General features: G+C 73.7%; 18 protein-coding genes. 11 read left to right on the top strand and 7 right to left on the bottom strand.

What is annotated here, in order from left to right; all coding sequences use genetic code 11:
* Positions 1 to 25: 25 nt before the first annotated feature.
* From D7223_RS03585 to D7223_RS03565, 5 genes are all read left to right on the top strand, one after another.
* Positions 26 to 679, top strand: a complete 654-nt coding sequence (locus tag D7223_RS03585; protein WP_120724710.1) for a hypothetical protein — start codon at positions 26 to 28, stop codon at positions 677 to 679.
* Positions 680 to 755: 76 nt separating this feature from the next.
* A complete protein-coding gene (locus D7223_RS03580) occupies positions 756 to 1703 on the top strand; it encodes an ROK family glucokinase (RefSeq protein WP_120724708.1) in 948 nt (315 codons plus the stop codon).
* Between the two features lie 2 nt (positions 1704 to 1705).
* Entirely contained in the window at positions 1706 to 2416 is a 711-nt protein-coding gene (locus tag D7223_RS03575; RefSeq protein WP_120724706.1) for an endonuclease/exonuclease/phosphatase family protein, read from the top strand.
* Between the two features lie 90 nt (positions 2417 to 2506).
* On the top strand, positions 2507 to 3916 hold the full coding sequence (locus D7223_RS03570) for a flavin-containing monooxygenase (protein WP_120724704.1): 1410 nt from the start codon (positions 2507 to 2509) through the stop codon (positions 3914 to 3916).
* 118 nt (positions 3917 to 4034) lie between these two features.
* On the top strand, positions 4035 to 4859 hold the full coding sequence (locus D7223_RS03565) for an alpha/beta hydrolase (RefSeq protein ID WP_120724702.1): 825 nt from the start codon (positions 4035 to 4037) through the stop codon (positions 4857 to 4859).
* 56 nt (positions 4860 to 4915) lie between these two features.
* On the opposite strand, the gene D7223_RS03560 is transcribed toward D7223_RS03565, so the two are convergent.
* The 3 genes from D7223_RS03560 to D7223_RS03550 all read right to left on the bottom strand — a co-directional run bounded on the left by D7223_RS03560 (position 4916) and on the right by D7223_RS03550 (position 8947).
* A complete protein-coding gene (locus D7223_RS03560; protein ID WP_120725724.1) occupies positions 4916 to 6334 on the bottom strand; it encodes an alpha,alpha-trehalose-phosphate synthase (UDP-forming) in 1419 nt (472 codons plus the stop codon).
* 190 nt (positions 6335 to 6524) lie between these two features.
* Positions 6525 to 7358 carry a DUF308 domain-containing protein gene (locus D7223_RS03555; protein ID WP_120724700.1) on the bottom strand — a complete coding sequence of 278 codons (834 nt, stop codon included), beginning with the start codon at positions 7356 to 7358 and terminating at the stop codon, positions 6525 to 6527.
* A gap of 239 nt (positions 7359 to 7597) precedes the next feature.
* A complete protein-coding gene (locus D7223_RS03550; protein WP_238161535.1) occupies positions 7598 to 8947 on the bottom strand; it encodes a serine hydrolase domain-containing protein in 1350 nt (449 codons plus the stop codon).
* 230 nt (positions 8948 to 9177) lie between these two features.
* On the opposite strand from D7223_RS03550, the gene D7223_RS03545 reads away from it, so the two are divergent.
* On the top strand, positions 9178 to 9882 hold the full coding sequence (locus D7223_RS03545; RefSeq protein WP_120724697.1) for a lysophospholipid acyltransferase family protein: 705 nt from the start codon (positions 9178 to 9180) through the stop codon (positions 9880 to 9882).
* Positions 9883 to 9924: 42 nt separating this feature from the next.
* Here the strand turns inward: D7223_RS03545 and D7223_RS03540 are convergent, their stop codons facing one another.
* Entirely contained in the window at positions 9925 to 10617 is a 693-nt protein-coding gene (locus D7223_RS03540) for a Crp/Fnr family transcriptional regulator (RefSeq protein ID WP_120724695.1), read from the bottom strand.
* Positions 10618 to 10889: 272 nt separating this feature from the next.
* Here D7223_RS03540 and D7223_RS03535 point away from each other — a divergent pair, with 272 nt between their 5' ends.
* The 5 genes from D7223_RS03535 (at position 10890) to D7223_RS03515 (ending at position 14430) form a co-directional block, all read left to right on the top strand.
* The gene (locus D7223_RS03535; RefSeq protein WP_120724693.1) at positions 10890 to 11387 is read left to right on the top strand and encodes a polyadenylate-specific 3'-exoribonuclease AS; all 498 of its coding nucleotides are present in this window, start codon (positions 10890 to 10892) and stop codon (positions 11385 to 11387) included.
* Between the two features lie 55 nt (positions 11388 to 11442).
* A complete protein-coding gene (locus tag D7223_RS03530) occupies positions 11443 to 11946 on the top strand; it encodes a pyridoxamine 5'-phosphate oxidase family protein (protein WP_120724691.1) in 504 nt (167 codons plus the stop codon).
* A 165-nt stretch (positions 11947 to 12111) separates the two neighbouring features.
* Positions 12112 to 13140 carry a 6-phosphofructokinase gene (locus D7223_RS03525; protein WP_120724689.1) on the top strand — a complete coding sequence of 343 codons (1029 nt, stop codon included), beginning with the start codon at positions 12112 to 12114 and terminating at the stop codon, positions 13138 to 13140.
* Positions 13141 to 13212: 72 nt separating this feature from the next.
* Positions 13213 to 14031: a pyrroline-5-carboxylate reductase gene (gene proC, locus D7223_RS03520; protein ID WP_120724687.1), complete on the top strand. Its 819-nt coding sequence runs from the start codon at positions 13213 to 13215 to the stop codon at positions 14029 to 14031.
* A gap of 48 nt (positions 14032 to 14079) precedes the next feature.
* Positions 14080 to 14430 (top strand): DUF2203 domain-containing protein, encoded by a 351-nt coding sequence (locus tag D7223_RS03515; protein ID WP_120724685.1) that lies wholly within the window; start codon positions 14080 to 14082, stop codon positions 14428 to 14430.
* A gap of 108 nt (positions 14431 to 14538) precedes the next feature.
* Here D7223_RS03515 and D7223_RS03510 read toward each other — a convergent pair whose 3' ends face one another.
* The 3 genes from D7223_RS03510 to D7223_RS03500 all read right to left on the bottom strand — a co-directional run bounded on the left by D7223_RS03510 (position 14539) and on the right by D7223_RS03500 (position 16948).
* Positions 14539 to 15219 carry a class F sortase gene (locus tag D7223_RS03510; protein WP_238161534.1) on the bottom strand — a complete coding sequence of 227 codons (681 nt, stop codon included), beginning with the start codon at positions 15217 to 15219 and terminating at the stop codon, positions 14539 to 14541.
* A complete protein-coding gene (locus D7223_RS03505) occupies positions 15216 to 16073 on the bottom strand; it encodes a DUF4397 domain-containing protein (RefSeq protein ID WP_120724683.1) in 858 nt (285 codons plus the stop codon). The genes D7223_RS03510 and D7223_RS03505 overlap by 4 nt, the downstream gene beginning before the upstream one ends.
* A 200-nt stretch (positions 16074 to 16273) precedes the next feature.
* Positions 16274 to 16948, bottom strand: a complete 675-nt coding sequence (locus tag D7223_RS03500) for an NADPH-dependent F420 reductase (RefSeq protein WP_120724681.1) — start codon at positions 16946 to 16948, stop codon at positions 16274 to 16276.
* Between the last annotated feature and the right edge of the window lie 116 nt (positions 16949 to 17064).

The following is a 17064-nucleotide window of genomic DNA, read 5'->3' as shown; positions in this document are numbered from 1 at the left end:
GGACGCCACGGTAGAGGAGCCGACCATGGGGGCAACGGATCCGGGTTCGGCCCGGGAAGAGGCGGAGCGACTCGTCGCCACCCTGCTGGCCACCGCCCGACTGGCCACCGCCGGTTCGGGCGCCGGCCAGTGGGGTCCGCTCGGTGGGATCGTGACGAGTGTCCTCGGTCACAGCGCCGCCCCGGGCGGGTCGACCGCCCCGGGCGGGGGTGGTCTGTCCACCGGCGCGCCGGAATGCTGCGTCTGCCCCGTCTGTCGGGCTATCGCGGCAATGCGGGACCCGAGTCCGGAATTCGCCGAGCGGCTGGCCACCGGAGCGGGTGATCTGGCCGCCGGAGTGGCCAGTCTGCTGCGCGCGTTCGCCCCGCCGGAGCAACCCCGCGGTCCCGGCGGGGGGCCCACGCACCCCGCGCCGGGCGGTGGCGGGAGCAGCGACGACGATCACGTGTGGCGCGAGGCCACCCGTAGCGGGCATGATTCTCCGTCGGCGCCGGAGCGGGACGTCTGGTCCGCCGCCACCCGGGCGGAGGAGCCGGTCGAACCGACCGCCGCCCCGCCCGTCGACGACGCCGGGCCGGTCGCCCCGGCCCAGGTCCGGCCGGCGGCCGACCGTCGCGCGGTGCCCGCCTCGCGAGCGCCGGACGGCGCGGACGGGGACGCATCGGGCGACGGAGCCTGACCACCGGACGATCCGGCGTCCAACCATGGCCGGTTCGGCCGGACGCCGGACAGCACAGCAGAGGGGAGTGGCAGCGGTGACGCTGACCATCGGAGTCGACGTCGGTGGCACGAAGGTCGCCGGCGGTGTCGTGGACGAGACCGGCAGGGTTCTCGTGCAGGCCCGACGGGACACTCCCGCCGACGACGTCGCCAAGACCCGCGACGTCATCATCGAGCTGGCCACCGAGCTGGCCGCCGGTCGTACCGTCGACGCGGTCGGCATCGGCGCGGCCGGCTGGATCGACGCCAGCCGCTCCACCGTGCTCTTCGCCCCGAACCTCGCGTGGCGGGACGAACCGCTGCGGGAGTACGTCAGCGCCGCCGTCGGCCTGCCGGTGATCGTGGAGAACGACGGGAACGTCGCCGCCTGGGCGGAGTTCCGCCACGGCGCGGCCCGGGACGCCGACGACTCGATGATCATGTTCACCATCGGCACCGGTGTCGGCGGCGGCATCATCCTCGGCGGCGAACTGGTGCGCGGTGCCAACGGCATCGCCGCCGAGCTGGGTCACATGCTCACCGTGCCGGACGGGCACCAGTGCGGGTGCGGCCGGCTCGGCTGCATCGAGCAGTACGCCAGCGGCAGCGCCCTGGTCCGCTTCGCCCGCGCCGCCGCCCGTCAGGAGCCGCACCGGGCCACCGCCCTGCTGGAGCTGGCCGGCGGGGAGGCCGAGGCGATCACCGGCCCGATGGTCACCGCCGCCGCCCAGGGTGGCGACCCGGTCTCCGCGGAGGCGTTCGCGCAGGTCGGCCGCTGGCTGGGCACCAGCCTCGCGGACATGGCGCAGATCCTCGACCCGCAGGTGCTGGTGGTCGGCGGTGGCGTGATCGACGCCGGGGACCTGCTGATGGGCCCGACCCGCCGCTCCTTCGCCGACGCGCTGGCCCAGCGCAGCCGGCTGCCGGTGGCCGAGATCCGCCCGGCCGAGCTGGGCAACACCGCCGGCGTCATCGGCGCCGCCGACCTCGCCCGCAGGATCTGAGCATGGTCGAGCACACCGACGGCGTGCCACTGCGCGTCGTGTCGTACAACATCCACAGCCAGCGCGACGACACCGCCGCGCTGGCGGCGGTGGTCCGCGCGGCGGCCCCGGACGTGGTCATCGTGCAGGAAGGGCCGCGCCGGTTCCGGTGGCGGCAGAAGACCGCCGCGCTGGCCGAGTCGTTCGGCCTGGTGGTCGCCGCCGGCGGCCTGCCGTCGCTGGGCAACGTCCTGCTGACCAGCCTGCGGGTCCGGGTCACCGACACCCGGTGCGGGCGCTTCCCGCTGACCCCGGGTCGGCACCTGCGCGGGGTGGCGTACGCCGACTGTGTGGTCGGCCGGGGCGCCCGGTTCACCGTGGCCGGGTCGCACCTGTCCACCGACCCGGCCGAGCGGCCCGGTCAGGCCGCCCTGCTCAAGCGCGACCTGGACGCCGCGACGCTGCCGGTGATCGCCGGCGCGGACCTCAACGAGGGGCCCGACGGGCCGGCGTGGGCGACGGTGGCCGCCGGGCTCACCGACGCGGCGCTGGCGATGGACCGGGCCGACCGGCTCACCTTCTCCTGCGCCAACCCGAGCCGGCGCATCGACGCGCTCTTCGTCGACCCGCGGATCCGGGTGGTCGACTACGACGTGGTGGACACGCCGCAGACCCGGCGGGCCAGCGACCACTTCCCGGTCCTGGTCGACCTGCTGCTGCCCGCCGACGGCTGACCGCGCCCGCCGGTCGGGCTGGACATCCCGCTCCGATGTGGAGAGGATGCTGCGCGACCGGCACTCGTGCCGTACGAAGGAGACTCATCGGTGTCCACCTCCACCGACCACGGCCGGCCCGACCCGGATGCGGGCACGCTCGCCCTCACCCACGACGGACGTCCGGTCGCCGACCGCGGTGACACCGTCTGCGTCATCGGGGCCGGGGCCAGCGGGCTGACCGCGGTGAAGAACCTCAAGGAACACGGGTTCGGCGTCGACTGCTACGAGCGCGAGACCGGCGTCGGGGGCGCGTGGAACTGGCGGCACGACCGCAGCCCCGTCTACGGCAGCACCCACCTGATCTCGTCCCGGCCGTTCACCCAGTTCCCGGACTTCCCGATGCCGGACGACTGGCCGGACTACCCGCACCACAGCCAGTTGCTGGCCTACTTCGAGCGGTACGCCGACCACTTCGACCTGCGGTCGCACATCTGGTTCGGCACCGAGGTGGTGCGGGTGGAGCCGGTGGCCGGCGACCGGTGGGACGTGACCACCCGCAGCACCGGCGGCTACGGGCCGGAACGCACCTCCCGGTACGCGGCGGTGGTGGTCGCCAACGGCCACAACTGGTCGCCGAAGCTGCCCCGCTACGAGGGGCTGGAGGAGTTCCGGGGCGAGATCATGCACGCCTCCTCGTACAAGGACCCGGCGCAGCTACGCGGCAAGCGGGTGCTGGTGGTGGGGGCCGGTAACACCGGCTGCGACATCGCCGTGGAGGCCGCCCAGCAGGCGTCCCGGTGCTGGCACTCGACCCGGCGGGGCTACTGGTACGCGCCGAAGTACGTTCTGGGCCGCCCGGCCGACCAGGTCAACGACGCGCTGCTCGCGCTGCGGGTGCCGCTGCGGGTACGCCAGTGGCTCTACCACTGGACGCTGCGGCTGACCGTCGGTGACCTGACCCGCTTCGGCCTGCCCAAGCCGGACCACCGGGTCTACGAGACGCACCCGATCGCCAACAGCCAACTGGTCTACTACGTGGGCCACGGCGAGATCACCCCGGTGCCCGACGTGACCCGCTTCCACCCGTACGGCGTGGAGCTGTCCGACGGTCGCCAGATCGACCCGGAGCTGGTCGTCTTCGCCACCGGCTACCTGCCGCGCTTCGAGTTCCTCGATCCGAAGATCATTGGTGACGACGAGGGCGCCGGTCGGCCGCGGCTGTGGCTCAACGCGTTCACCCCGGGCCACCCCACCCTCGCGGTGGCCGGCCTGGTGCAGCCGGACTCCGGCATCTTCACCCTCTCGCACTGGCAGACCGTGCTCTTCGCCCGCCTGCTGCGCCTGCGCCGTACCCGCCCGGACCGGGCCGCGGCCTTCGCCGGCAAGGTCGAGGCGCACGCCGGGGAGCGCTACTCGGGGCAGGTCAAGGACAGCAGCCGGCACTGGTTCGAGGTCGGTCACGCCGACTACCTGCGTGCCGTCCAGCGCGCGCTGCACGACCTGGAGGGCAACCGGTGAGCGCGAGGAGTGCAGCGAAGCGGAGCCCCGCAGTCGCGAACGAAAGGCCGGCTCCGGTGAGCGCGAGGAGTGCAGCGGAGCGGAGCCCCGCAGTCGCGAACGAAAGGCCAGTTCGGTGATGACCGCTTCTCGTTCGGTACGGATCATGCGTGGTCGGGAGTGGGCGCGGCCGGTGCGCCCGGTCCGGCGGGAGGTGCTCAGCGCCACGCCCGAGCTGGAGGAGGGGCGGCCGCCGCTGCTCTTCGTGCCCGGCTTCGGGCACGGGGCGTGGGCGTTCGCCGAGCACTGGCTGGGCCACGCGGCGTCGCGGGGCTTCGGGGCGTACGCGCTGAGCCTGCGGGGGCACGGCGGCAGCGGGCCGGCGCCGGACGCCACGCTGCGGGCGTACGCCCACGACGTGGTCCAGGTGGCGGCGAGCCTGCCACGCCAGGCGGTGCTGGTGGGACACGGCGCCGGGGCCCTGGTGGTGGCGCACGCCCTGGCGCGTTACCCGGCGCGCGCGGCGGTGCTGGTCGCACCGGTGCTGGGCGGGTGGGGGACGCTCGGCGCCGCGCTGCGGGGCAACCCGCTGGGCACGCTTCCGGCGCTGGTGGGTGGGCCGCTGCGGCTCACCCGCCGCCAGCTGTTCAGCCGGGAGCTGCCCGAGGAGCAGGCCCGGGCGTACGTCTCCCGGCTGGGCCGGGCCGGTCGGCGGGCCCAGTGGCAGTTGCTCACCGGGCGGGCCCCGGAGCCGCCGGTGGGTGACCCCCCGGTGCTGGTCCTGGGCAGCCCGGACGACCGGGTGGTGCCGGCGGCGACGTTGACCCGGGCCGCCCGGCGGTTCGGCTCCGCCCCGCTGCTGTTCCCCGGCATGGGGCACGACCTGATGCTCGACGCGCGCTGGTCGGAGCCGGTCGACGCGATCCTCGACTGGCTGCAGAAGGAGCCGACCCCGTCGGCCTGAGCCGACGCACCACCCCGCCCACGCGTCGGACCGCCGCGGCGTGCCGGCCCCGCTGGTCAGCCGGTGGCGCCGAGGCGGGTGAGCAGGGAGCCGCTGTCGTCCAGCGCGGACAGGTAGGAGCGGGCCCAGGCCCGGATGTCGTGCTCGTGCAGGTGTGCCCGCATGGCCCGCATCCGGGTCCGGGTGTCGTCGGGGCTCGCCCGCAGCGCCGCCAGCAGTCCCTGCTTGAGACCCTCCAGGTCGTGCGGGTTCACCAGGTACGCCTCGGACAGCTCGGCGGCGGCCCCGGCGAACTCGCTGAGCAGCAGGGCGCCGCTGTCGTCCACCCGGGCGGCCACGTACTCCTTGGCGACCAGGTTCATCCCGTCCCGCAGCGGGGTCACCGCCATCACGTCCGCCACCCGGTAGAGCGCGGCAAGCTCGGCCCGGTCGAAGGGTTGGGTCAGGTAGTGGATGGCCGGCTCGCCGACCCGGCCGAACTCGCCGTTGATCCGCCCGACCTCGCGCTCCACCCGGTCGCGGAGGATCTGGTATTGCCCGACGCGTTCCCGGCTGGGCACCGCCACCTGCACCAGCACCGAGTCCCGGACCTTGACGTGCCCGTCGGCGAGCAGCTCGCTGTAGGCCTTGAGCCGCTGCTCGATGCCCTTGGTGTAGTCCATCCGGTCGACGCTGAGCACCACATGGTCGGGGCTGCCCAGGTCGCGGCGCAGCCGGCTGGCCCGGTCGACGACGTCGGGGCGGGTGGCCAGCGCGCCCATCTCGACGGTGTCGATCGACACCGGGAACGCGCCGATGCGGACCACCCGGTCGTCGACCGCGATCCGCCGGTCGGTCGCCGGCACCCCGAGCACCTTGGCGACGAGCTGGGCGAAGTTGTGCGCGGCCTGGGCCCGCTGGAAGCCGACCAGGTCGGCGCCGAGCATGCCGCGCAGTAGTTCGGCGCGGCGGGGGAGCTGCATGAACAGCTCCGGGGGCGGGAACGGCACGTGCAGGAAGAAGCCGATCCGCAGGTCCGGTCGCAACGCCCGGAGCAGGCCCGGCACCAGTTGCAGGTGGTAGTCCTGCACCCAGACCACCGCGCCCTCTTCGGCGACGTCGGCGGTGGCCTCGGCGAACCGCTGGTTGACCCGTTGGTAGGCCTCCCACCAGCGCCGGTGGTATTCCGGCTGTTCCACCGAGTCGTGGTAGAGCGGCCACAGGGTGGCGTTGGCGAAACCTTCGTAGTGGTCGCGCAGGTCCTCCGCGCTCAGCGGGACGGTGTGCATGCGAACGCCGTCGACGTCGGGCAGGGCGGGTGCCGTGCCGGTGCCACCGGCCCAGCCGACCCAGGTCGCCGGGGTGTGCCGCAGCAGGGTGTGCAGGGCGCTGACCAGCCCGCCCGGGCTGCGGCGCCATTCGCAGGCGCCGTCGGGCGCCACACTGTCGTCGATGGGGAGGCGGTTGGCCACCACCACGAGGGAACTCTGTCGCATCTCGGGCATTCCGATCAGCTGAGGAGTGACCGCCGCAGAAAGGAAAAACCGGGCAGTCAGCGAGGGAAGTGACGGACAGCGGTATTCCTACTGACAGTAAGTTACACCACTGTTACGCCATCGGCAGGGGCCGCGGTGGTCCCGCGATGCGGGCACTCCGGCCCGGAACCCCGCCCCGACGGGGCGACGGTCAGACCACGGCGCCGTCGTCGGGGTCCCGGTCGTCGTCGCCGGGACGCAGCCGCCAGATCAGCGTGACGAAGCCGGCGAGGATGCCGGTGAAACCGAGCAAGGTGACCACCGCGCGGTCGGCGGGGAGCACGTCGGGGAAGAGGAAGAGCACGAAACCGACCACGATGCCCAGCACGCCCATGACGGCGTACTTCGAGATCCTGGGCAACGGCGGGGGCGGCGGGGGTGTGTAGCCCTCGTCGCTCTCGTCGTCCGGCAGGTCGGCGCCGAAGGTGTCCAGCCCGTCCAGCAGCGACGGCTCGTCCTGCCGGCCGCGACCGACCGAGATCCCGGACACGTCCGCGGCCCAGGGCAACCGGCGTACGTCGGTGGTGGTGGGCCCGGTCGGATCCTCGCCGCCGGACCGGGTGACCCCACCGGCCGGCCCCGCCTCGTCCACGTCCTCCGCGGCGGGCCACGGATTGGCCCCGGCGGTCGCGGGGGTGGCGTGGAAGCCGGCCACGATGCGCGCCCACTCGACGTCGATGTCCGGCTCGTCCTGCCGGGGTGGCTCGGTGCCACCCTCGTCGGCGAGCTGGGTCAGGTAGTCCCGGGCGGTACGCAGGTGCGAGCGGTCGACGTAGAGCCGGTCGACCGGCCGGGCCGGGACGGTGGTGGTGCGGGTAACCGGGTTCAGGTCGGCGGAGGGTTGCAGGTAGGCGGCGATCCCGCCGGCCGCCAGCACGTCGAGCAGGTGCTCGCCGACCCGCGGATCGACATCGCCCGCGACGGCGTACTCGCTCGCGTCCAGCCCGTTGTCCCGCCGTCCCCGGCGGGCCCCACCCGCTGACACCGGACAACCTCCTCGTCGCGCGGTCGTGGCGCGACCGCCTGAGCCCCCTCGGCGTTGACGCACCCGCCGTGCCATGAATCGTGACACGTCCGCCCCCCGTTCCGGGAGTGCGTTGCGTCGCGTCTTGCAAAGTCGGCGGCCCAGATGCTGGTCGCGGGTGCGGCGGCATGTCCGTTTGCGCGTGGAGTGCGCCAGCGGGCTGCCGGGCCGGCCCCGATTCGTCCGGTCGGTGCCGCTGGTCAGCCGGCGGCGACGCCCGCCACCGCCGCGCGTACCGGGTCCGGGTCGGCCCAGCTCCAGTTGGGGTGGGCCCGGTTGGTCAACAGGACCAGCACCATCCGCCGAGCCGGATCGACGACCAGTGAGGTGCCGGTGAAGCCGGTGTGCCCGAACGTGCGCGGGCCACTCAGTCGACCCATGAACCAGGGCTGGTCGAGGACGACGCCCAGACCGTGCGCCGCGGTGCGGCGCGGACGCTCGGGGTCCACCGCCGGCAGGCCCTTGTTGACGTTGGTGAGCATGCGGCGGGTGATCGACTCGGAGAGGATCCGCCGCCCCTTGTGGGTGCCGCCGCCGAGCAGCAGTTGCCCGATGGCGGCGACGTCGGTGGCGGTGCTGAAGACGCCGGCGTGACCGGCCACGCCACCGAGCCGGTTCGCGACGTCGTCGTGCACGACGCCGCGCAGCAGGCCGCGCGAGGACCGGGCGTCGGTGGCGACGAGGCGAGCGGCCCGGTCCGCCGAGCTGAGCCAGCTGTTCGGGTTGAACCCGGTGTCCCGCAGACCGAGCGGCCCGGTCAGCCCGGTCCTCAGGGCCCGGTCGAAGCGCTGACCGGTGACCTTCTCCACGAGTTGCGCGAGGACCATCAGCCCGACGCTGGAATACCGGAAGACGCTCCCCGGGACCGCGCGGGGCAGCAGCGGCGTGGCCAGCACCGCCGCCCGGCGGGCCGCGTCGCCGGAGAGCCCGGTCACCTTCGCGCCGACCGGCAGTCCGCCGGTGTGCGCGAGCAGCATGGCGACGGTGATCGCCTCCTTGCCCGGGCCGACGAAGCCGGGCAGCAGGTCGACCACCCGGGTGTCGAGGTCGAAGCGGCCCCGGTCCACCTGCTGGAGCGTGAGGATCGCCGTGTAGACCTTGGTGAGGGAGGCGGTGTCGAAGATCGAATCCAGCCGCATCGGGACCTGTTCGGACTCGGGCAGCAGCACCGGTCCGGCACCGTGGCGCAGCGCCTTACCGACGGCCGCCCGGCCGACGACCCGGCCGTCCACCAGGCAGAGCGCGACCGCGCCGCCGTACGCCGGGTGCTTCGGGTTGTCCCGGGTGGGCGCCAGGTGGCGGGTGAGTTCGGCGGCGAGCCGGGCGTCCATCCTGGTGGCCGCGCCGGTGGTGGGCGCGGGCCCCATGCCGGCGGTGCCGGGCACCCGGGCGGCGCCGGCCGCCTCCGACCCGGGCGTGGCCGCCGCTGGTGCGGTGGTCGCCGGCCCCGCCTCGGACCAGCCGGGTCGGACCTGCTCGCGGCAACCGGTGAGGGCGGCGCCCGCGCCGGCCAGGCCGGCGGCGAACAAGGTACGGCGGGACAGCGGCATGCGGAGCATCATGGCAGGCTTCGGCCGTGCCCCGGGGGCCGGTCAGGTGTCGGGTCGGTGTCCCGCCGTCAGCGGCGAAGCCGGGCGGATCGGCCCGGTCCGGCGCGGGTCGGGCGTCGGTGATCCATCGTCCGTTGTGGTGGCCCACCCCGCTCCGTAGGCTCGTCGGCGACGGCAGCGACCCGGGCACGGGCGCGCTGTCGCGGGAAACCCCGACCGAAGGGACGTCGGTGCTGTACTGGCTGCTGAAGTACGTCATCCTCGGGCCGCTGCTGAGGCTGATCTTCCGCCCGCAGGTGGAGGGACTGCACCACGTTCCCGCCACCGGTCCGGTGATCCTGGCGAGCAACCACCTGTCCTTCTCGGACTCGATCTTCACGCCGCTGATCGTGCCGCGGAAGGTCACCTTCGTCGCCAAGGCGGAGTACTTCACCGGCAAGGGCCTCAAGGGCTGGCTGACCAAGATGTTCTTCGTCGGCACCGGCACCATCCCGGTGGACCGGTCGGGTGGCCGGGCGGCCCGCGCGGCCCTGGACACCCAGCTCACCATCCTGCGGGCCGGCGGCGTCGCGGGCATCTACCCGGAGGGCACCCGTTCCCCGGACGGGCGGCTCTACCGGGGCAAGACCGGGGTCGCCCGGCTGGCCCTGGAGAGCGGGGCGCCGGTGGTGCCGGTGGTGATGCTCAACCTCGACGAGATCCAGCCACCGGGCACGCTCGTTCCGAAGGTGCGGCGGGTGCGGATCCGCTTCGGCGCTCCGCTGGACTTCTCCCGCTACGCCGGGATGGCCGGCGACCGGTTCGTCGAGCGCGCGGTCACCGACGAGATCATGTACGAGTTGATGGACCTGTCCGGCCGGGAGTACGTCGACACGTACGCCCAGAAGGCCAAGGCGCAGCCCGCCCCGGTGCCGCGACAGCCGGTCGCCGCCTGAGTCGCGCGGCGGCCGGCGCCGCCGACCCTCGACGCGGCGCGGTCAGCGCTCGCTCATGCCGGCCCGCCGACGCAGCGAGGCGACGTCGGTGACCACGATCCGGCGACCCTCGGTACGCAGCCAGCCCCGGCTGGCGAACGACCCGATCGCCTGGTTGACGCTCTGCCGGGAGCCGCCGGCCATCTCCGCGAGCTGGCTCTGGTTGAGCTCGATCGTGATCATCGGGGCCTGGCTCTCGCCGGCCAGCCGGACCAGCGTCTTGGCCACCCGGCCCGGCAGGTCGAGGAAGACGTGGTCGGCGTTCTGCTCGGTCAGCCGGCGGATGAGGCCGCCGAGCGAGCGCATCACCGCGTCCAGGATGCGTGGGTTGGAGTGCACCAGCTCCATGAACGCCCCCCGGCTCAACGCGAGCGCCGCGGTGTCCTCGATCGCCTCCGCCGAGGTCGACCGGGTCGAGGCGTCCAGCAGCGAGACCTCACCCAGGACGTCCGGCGGTCGCATCACGGTCAGGATCGCCCGCTCGCCGGTCGGCGCCGTCCGGAAGACGGCCACCGCCCCGCGACGCAGCACGATCAGCGACTCGCCCGGGTCGTTCTCCACGAACAGCAGCTGGCCCTTGCGGTAGGTCCGGGGCACCGCCGCCGCGATCACCCGTTGCCGGACCTCGGGCTCCAGACCGGTGAACATCTCGACGCCGGTCAGGGCGTCACCCGGCTCCGGCAGGCGCATCTCCACGGCCCAACCCCTCCCCGGTCAAGGACCCACAACTCGCTCACCGGGTGAACCCTCAAGGCCCTGCGCAAGGTGAACTGACACCGGTTCGGTGTCCGGTAGCGGTATCCATCAGATCATGACGGTCCGGTCGCGTGCTGTACAGCCCTCACGTCACTTCTGTGACAGTCCCTGGCCCGCGCCACCAGGGACGGGGCGCGCCGGCGCCGGCCCGAGCCGGTGGTGGGGCCGCCCCGGTCGCCGGCGTCGGCGGGGCGTCGGCGAGGATGGCGGGAATGGTCTACCGCTACTTCTACGACTGCGAGTTCATCGAGGACGGCCGGATCGTCGACCTCGTGTCGATCGGCGTGGTCGACGAGTACGGCCGGGAGTTCTACGCCGTCTCCACCGAGTTCGACGACTCGCGGGCCGTGCCCTGGGTCCGCCGCAACGTGCTGGACAAGCTGCCCTCGCCGGCCGACCGTGCCTGGCGGTCCCGGGAGCGGATCCGCGACGAGCTGTACGACTTCCTGCTGGAGCCGGTCCGCGACCGGCCGGGGGAGCAGTTGGAGCTGTGGGCCTGGTACGCCGCGTACGACCACGTGGTGCTCGCCCAGTTGTGGGGAGCGATGCCGGCGCTGCCCCGGGAGATCCCCCGGTTCACCAAGGAGCTGCGTCAGCTCTGGGACGACCGGGGCCGCCCGACGCTGCCGGACGCCGACGCCGCCCGGCACGACGCGCTGGTCGACGCCCGGCACAACCTCGCCCGGTGGCGGGCGATGACCGGTTCGTAGGTTTGGCCCGTTCCGTCCCGGGCACGGATTTCGCGTCGAGCCGAGGGAGGGTCTCATGAGCAACGAACCGAGTGACGTCGCGCAGGCGCGGCAACGGGTCACCGAACTGGTCCGGCAGGCGCGGATCTGCATGCTGACCACGACCGCCGTGGACGGCCGTACGGTCAGCCGGCCGATGGGTCTCCAGGAAGCCGATTTCGACGGGGACCTGTGGTTCTTCGCGTACGCGGACTCGGCCAAGGTGCGCCAGATCCGGGTCAACCCGGAGGTGAACGTGTCGTTCTCCGACCAGAAGCACAACGCGTGGGTGTCGATGTCCGGCACCGCCCGCGAGGGCTTCGACCGGAGCAAGGCCGAACAGTTGTGGAACCCGCTGCTCAAGACGTGGTTCCCGGACGGGCTGGACACCCCCGGCCTGACCCTGATCACGGTGCGCGCCAGCTCCGCGGAGTACTGGGACTCGCCGAGCAGCACCGTGGTCAACCTGCTCGGCTTCGCCAAGGCGGCGGTGACCGGCAAGCCGCCGGCGGCGGGGGAGAACCGCGAGGTCAGCTACTGACCGGTAGCCGGGAGTGCCCGGGGCGGCCGGTCGGCGTACACCCGCGCGGACTACAGTGCGCAGTGACGGCCCGCCCCGGGCCGGCAACGGCGCCGATGGTCTGATGTGACACCTATCCTGGGGCAAACCGGGCTTCATTGATGCTCCCAGGAGGATGACCAGATCATGCGTATCGGCGTGCTCACCGGCGGCGGCGACTGCCCAGGTCTCAATGCGGTGATCCGAGCGGTGGTCCGCAAGGGCGTCACCAACTACGGTCACGAGTTCGTGGGTTTCCGGGACGGTTGGAAGGGCCCGCTGGAGGGCCTGTCCCGCCCCCTGGGCATCGGCGAGGTCCGCGGCATCCTGCCGCGCGGCGGCACCATCCTCGGCTCGTCCCGCACCAACCCGTTCAAGATCGAGAACGGGGTCGAGCGGATCAAGGAGAACCTCGCCGCGCAGGGCGTCGACGCCCTGATCGCGATCGGCGGCGAGGACACCCTCGGCGTGGCCACCAAGCTCTACGAGCTGGGCGTGCACGTGGTCGGCGTACCGAAGACCATCGACAACGACCTCGGCGCCACCGACTACACGTTCGGCTTCGACACCGCCGTGAACATCGCCATGGAGGCGATCGACCGGCTGCACACCACGGCGGAGAGCCACCACCGCACCCTGGTCGTCGAGGTGATGGGCCGGCACGCCGGCTGGATCGCCCTGCACGCCGGCCTGGCCGGTGGTGCCAACGTCATCCTGCTGCCGGAGCGGCAGTTCGACGTCGAGCAGGTCGCCGGCTACGTGGAGAAGCGCTTCCAGCACCAGTACGCCCCGATCGTCGTGGTCGCCGAGGGCGCGCAGCCGCTCGACGGCCAGATGGTCCTGCACAACCAGGAGCTGGACGCCTTCGGCCACGTCCGGCTGGGCGGCATCGGCCAGTGGCTGGCCGAGCAGCTGGAGGCCAAGACCGGCAAGGAGGCCCGCACGGTCGTGCTCGGGCACATCCAGCGCGGCGGCACCCCGACCGCGTTCGACCGGGTGCTCGCCACCCGGCTGGGCCTGCAGGCCATCGACGCGGTGCACGAGGGCGACTGGGGCAAGATGGTCGCGATGCAGAGCACGGACATCGTCCGCGTTCCGCTGGCCGAGGCCACCCGTGAGCTGAAGACCGTGCCGCTGGAGCGGTACGCCGAGGCCGAGGTCTTCTTCGGCAACTGACGCACGGCCGGTGGCGCGGCGGGCCCGCGGGTCCGCCGCGCCCCGCTGTCCCGGGGAGAGAGGTACGGCGACATGGTGGGTGCGGTGCACACGGTCGCGGTGATCGGCGCGGGCAAGATCGGCGAGTTGATGCTGTCCGGGTTGCTGCGGTCGGGCTGGCCGGTGGACCGGCTGCTGGCCACGGCCCGCCGGCCGGCCCGCGCGGAGGAACTGACCACGCGTTACGGCGTACGGGTGGTGGACAACCTGACCGCGGTGGACGAGGCGGAGGTGCTCGCCGTCTCGGTCAAGCCGCAGGACGCGGCGGCGCTGCTGGACGAGATCGGCCCGAAGGTGCCGGCGGACAAGCTGGTCATCTCGCTCTGCGCCGGCCTGCCGACCAGCTTCTTCAGCCGCCGGCTGCCCGAGGGCACCCCGGTGGTGCGGGTCATGACCAACACCCCGGCGCTGGTGGACGAGGCGATGACCGCCATCTCGGCGGGCGCGCACGCGACCGGGGCGCACCTGGCGCTGGCCGAGGAGATGTTCAAGCCGCTGGGCGCGACGATCCGGGTGCCGGAATCCCAGCAGGACGCGGTGACCGCCCTGTCCGGCTCCGGCCCGGCATACTTCTACCTGCTGGTCGAGGCGATGATCGACGCGGGGATCCTGCTCGGACTGCCCCGGCAGGTGGCGCACGACCTGATCGTGCAGACCGCGATCGGCTCCGCGGTGATGCTGCGGGACTCCGGTGAGCACCCGGTGAAGCTGCGCGAGGCGGTCACCTCGCCGGCCGGCACCACCATCTCCGCCATCCGGGAGCTGGAGAAGCACGGCGTACGCGCGGCGCTGCTGGCCGCCCTGGAGGCGGCCCGGGACCGGGCCCAGGAGCTGGCCGCAAAGGCCGGGTGACCGGTCGAGTCGGACGGACCGCTCCGCGCGTGCCGCATACTGTGCCGCGTGTTCACTCTCGCCCAGGCCCGGCACCTCGTGGCCACGCTGCGCCCGCGCGTCGACGAACTGATCCGGCTGCGCGCCGATCTGGCCGAGCTGCGGGCCGACCTCGCCGACCACGGCGTGAGCGCGCTCGGCGGACGCCCCGAGGTCAAGGGGCTGGAGGCGCGGATGCACGCGGTCGTGGACGAGTTGCACGCGCACGACATCCAGGTCAAGGGCATCGCGCCGGTGTTACTCGACTTCCCCGGTGAGCGGGACGGCCGGCCGGTGCTCTGGTGCTGGCTGGAGGGGGACAGCGACGTGCGGTGGTACCACCGGATCGAGTGCGGCTTCGCCGGCCGCCGCCCGGTCTGACAGCCGCCGCCGCCCTCGCGCGGCTCGCTCCGCCCTCGCGCGGCTCGCTCCGTTAATAGGGGGCCCTTCCTATGCACCAGGCGTTAATAGGGGGCCCTTCCTTGCACCTCAGCCGGCGGCGGAGTGGGGGAGGACGTCGGTCGGCGTGTCGGCGACCGCGAAGACCACCACGTTGTCCCGGTAGTGCCCGGTGCGCCGGTCGAAGGCGCCGCCGCAGGTGACCAGGCGCAGCTCGGCGGCGGGTGTCGGGCCGTACACGGCCTCGGTGGGGAAGCGGTCCTTGGGTACCCGCACCGCGCCGGTCACCCGGAACGACACCGTGCGGTCGCCGCGCCACACCTGCACCAGGTCACCCGGCCGCAGCTCGCCGAGCCGGGCGAACACGGCCGGGCCGGCCCGGGAGTCGAGGTGCCCGGCGATCACCGCCGGGCCGGGGTCACCGGGGACCGGGCCGCCGCCGTACCAGCCGGCGGTGGCGAAGTCGGCCGGTGCCTCGACCGCTCCGGCGGCGTCCAGCCCGAGCACGGTCAGCGGCGAGTCCACCCGGATCCGTGGCACGCGTACCCGGGTGGGGGCCGGTCGCGGCGTGGCGCTCGCGCCTGCGGACGGGCAGTCGACGGCGCAACCCGGCCGCCATCCCGGGGCCGGCGTCGGCCCGTCGGTCGTGGTGGCGAGCCCCACCCCGGTCCCCGCCGCCACGCACAGCGCCGCGCCGGCCGCGACCAGCGCGAGCGTCGGCGCCCGGCGGGCACGGTGCCGCCGGACCGCCGGGCCGGGACGTCGGTTCACCAGGTGCCACGCCCGCGCCGCCGCAGCAGCACGAGGCCCGCGAGCAGCGCGGCCACCGCGAGTCCGCCGGCCACCAGGGGGTACGCGGACCGCCCGGCGGTGCCGCCGGCGCCGGTGTCGATGCCGCCCGCCGGCACGACGGCCGCTCCGCTCGCGGCGTCCTGCCGCAGTTCGGTGGTCAGCCCGCCCTGCTTGGCGTCGAGCACCAGCAGCGAGTAGACCGCCCCGCCCTCCAGGGTGACCTCGGTGTCCGTCGTGGGGCCCCCGGAACCGCCCAGGCGCAGCCGCCAGCGACCCGGTTCGACCTCCCGGTAGTCGGAGGTGGTGGCGAAGCGGACGCCCTCGGCGATCCGGGGTCCGTCGGCGGCGGCCACGTCGACGATCGGGGCGCGGACCGACGCCTGGACGACCCGGACCCGGGCCCGGCCGGCGGCGGGGGTGCTGAGATCGTCGCGCAGCACCCGCAGTCCGAGGTCGGCGTAGCGGCCCACCCCGGCGACGGTGTGCGCGGAGCCGCTGGTCACCGCGACCTCGGTGGTCAGCACCGGCGGTTCGTCGGCGGGTGCGCCGGCCTCGCGCATGGCGACCGCGTAGCGGCCGACCGGCAGCGGCAGGTAGGTCGAGACGACCCCGTAGCCGACGGCGGGGAAGACCTGCGGCTTCCCGTCGCCGGGGGCGTCCAGGTAGACGTCCACGGCGGGGGTGTCGGGGGAGAGGTGCGCCAGCCGGACGTAGCCGACCGTGGCGGCCCCGGCCGCCGTCGGCGCGCCGGTGACGACCGCGGTCGTGGTGCCGAGCAGGAGCGCGCCGGTGGCCGCGAGCAGGCGGCGTGGGGTGGCGGGGAACAGGTGCATGTCGCCTCCGGTGGCGTCCGGTACGGGTGTCCGCCCCCCAGAGTCCCGTTAATGGGACTAGGACGCAACTCGGACACGGTGCCCGCCCGCCCTTCCGGCACCGTCTCGCGGTGTCGCGGTGTCGCGGTGTCGCGGGTGCGGCGGGCGGACGCGCGGGACGCCGCCCGTTCCGGTCCGGGTGGACCGGAACGGGCGGGTGGTCAGCGGGTGGCGGCGGCCAGGGCCGAGCGGACCTTCGCGGCGTCGCCGGGCGCCTCTCGTTCCCAGTCCTGCGGGTCGACCATGTAGACGATCCCGTACGCGGGCGTGTCCGGCTGGTAGCGCCAGCCCTCGGCGAGCGGGCCGGCGTCCACCGCGTCGTAGCCGACCCGGTCCAGGAAGGCGGTGACCTCGGCCTTGGCGCCGGCGTCGTCACCGGCGATCGGCAACGCGCTGCGGTCGGCGCTGCCGGTCGGCCGGGCCAGCGACCGCAGGTGGGAGAAGTAGATGTTGTTGAAGAGCTTGACCACCCGGGAGTCCGGCAGGTGCCGCTGGAGCAGCTCGCTGCTGGTGGTCGCGCCGGAGTCCAGCTCCGGGATCTGGCCGTCGCGCTGCGGATAGTAGTTGTTGGTGTCGATGACCACCTTGCCGGCCAGCGGTTCCGCCGGCACGTCCCGGTACGCCTTGAGCGGAATGGTGACCACCACCAGGTCACCGTCCCGGGCGGCCTCGGCCGCCGTCGCGGCGCGGGCCCGCGGACCCAGCTCGTCCACCAGATCCTTGAGGGTCTCCGGTCCGCGCGAGTTGCTCAGCACCACGTCGTAGCCGGCGTCCACCGCCAGCCGGGCCACCGTGCCGCCGATGTTGCCACTGCCGATAAGTCCCACGGTTGTCATACCGGTCCCAACTCCGTCCACTGTGCCGGCATTCCCCACCGGGCTGGTCGACAATCGCCCGGCCGTCCTCAACGTACTGCTGATCGTGACCGGGTGTTGACGGAGCGCCAGGAAAC

Source organism: Micromonospora endolithica, from assembly GCF_003626595.1.
GTDB classification, from domain to species: Bacteria; Actinomycetota; Actinomycetes; order Mycobacteriales; family Micromonosporaceae; genus Micromonospora; species Micromonospora endolithica.
The sequence above is the reverse complement of the archived record's forward strand: the minus strand, read 5'-3'. Positions and strand labels throughout refer to the sequence as shown.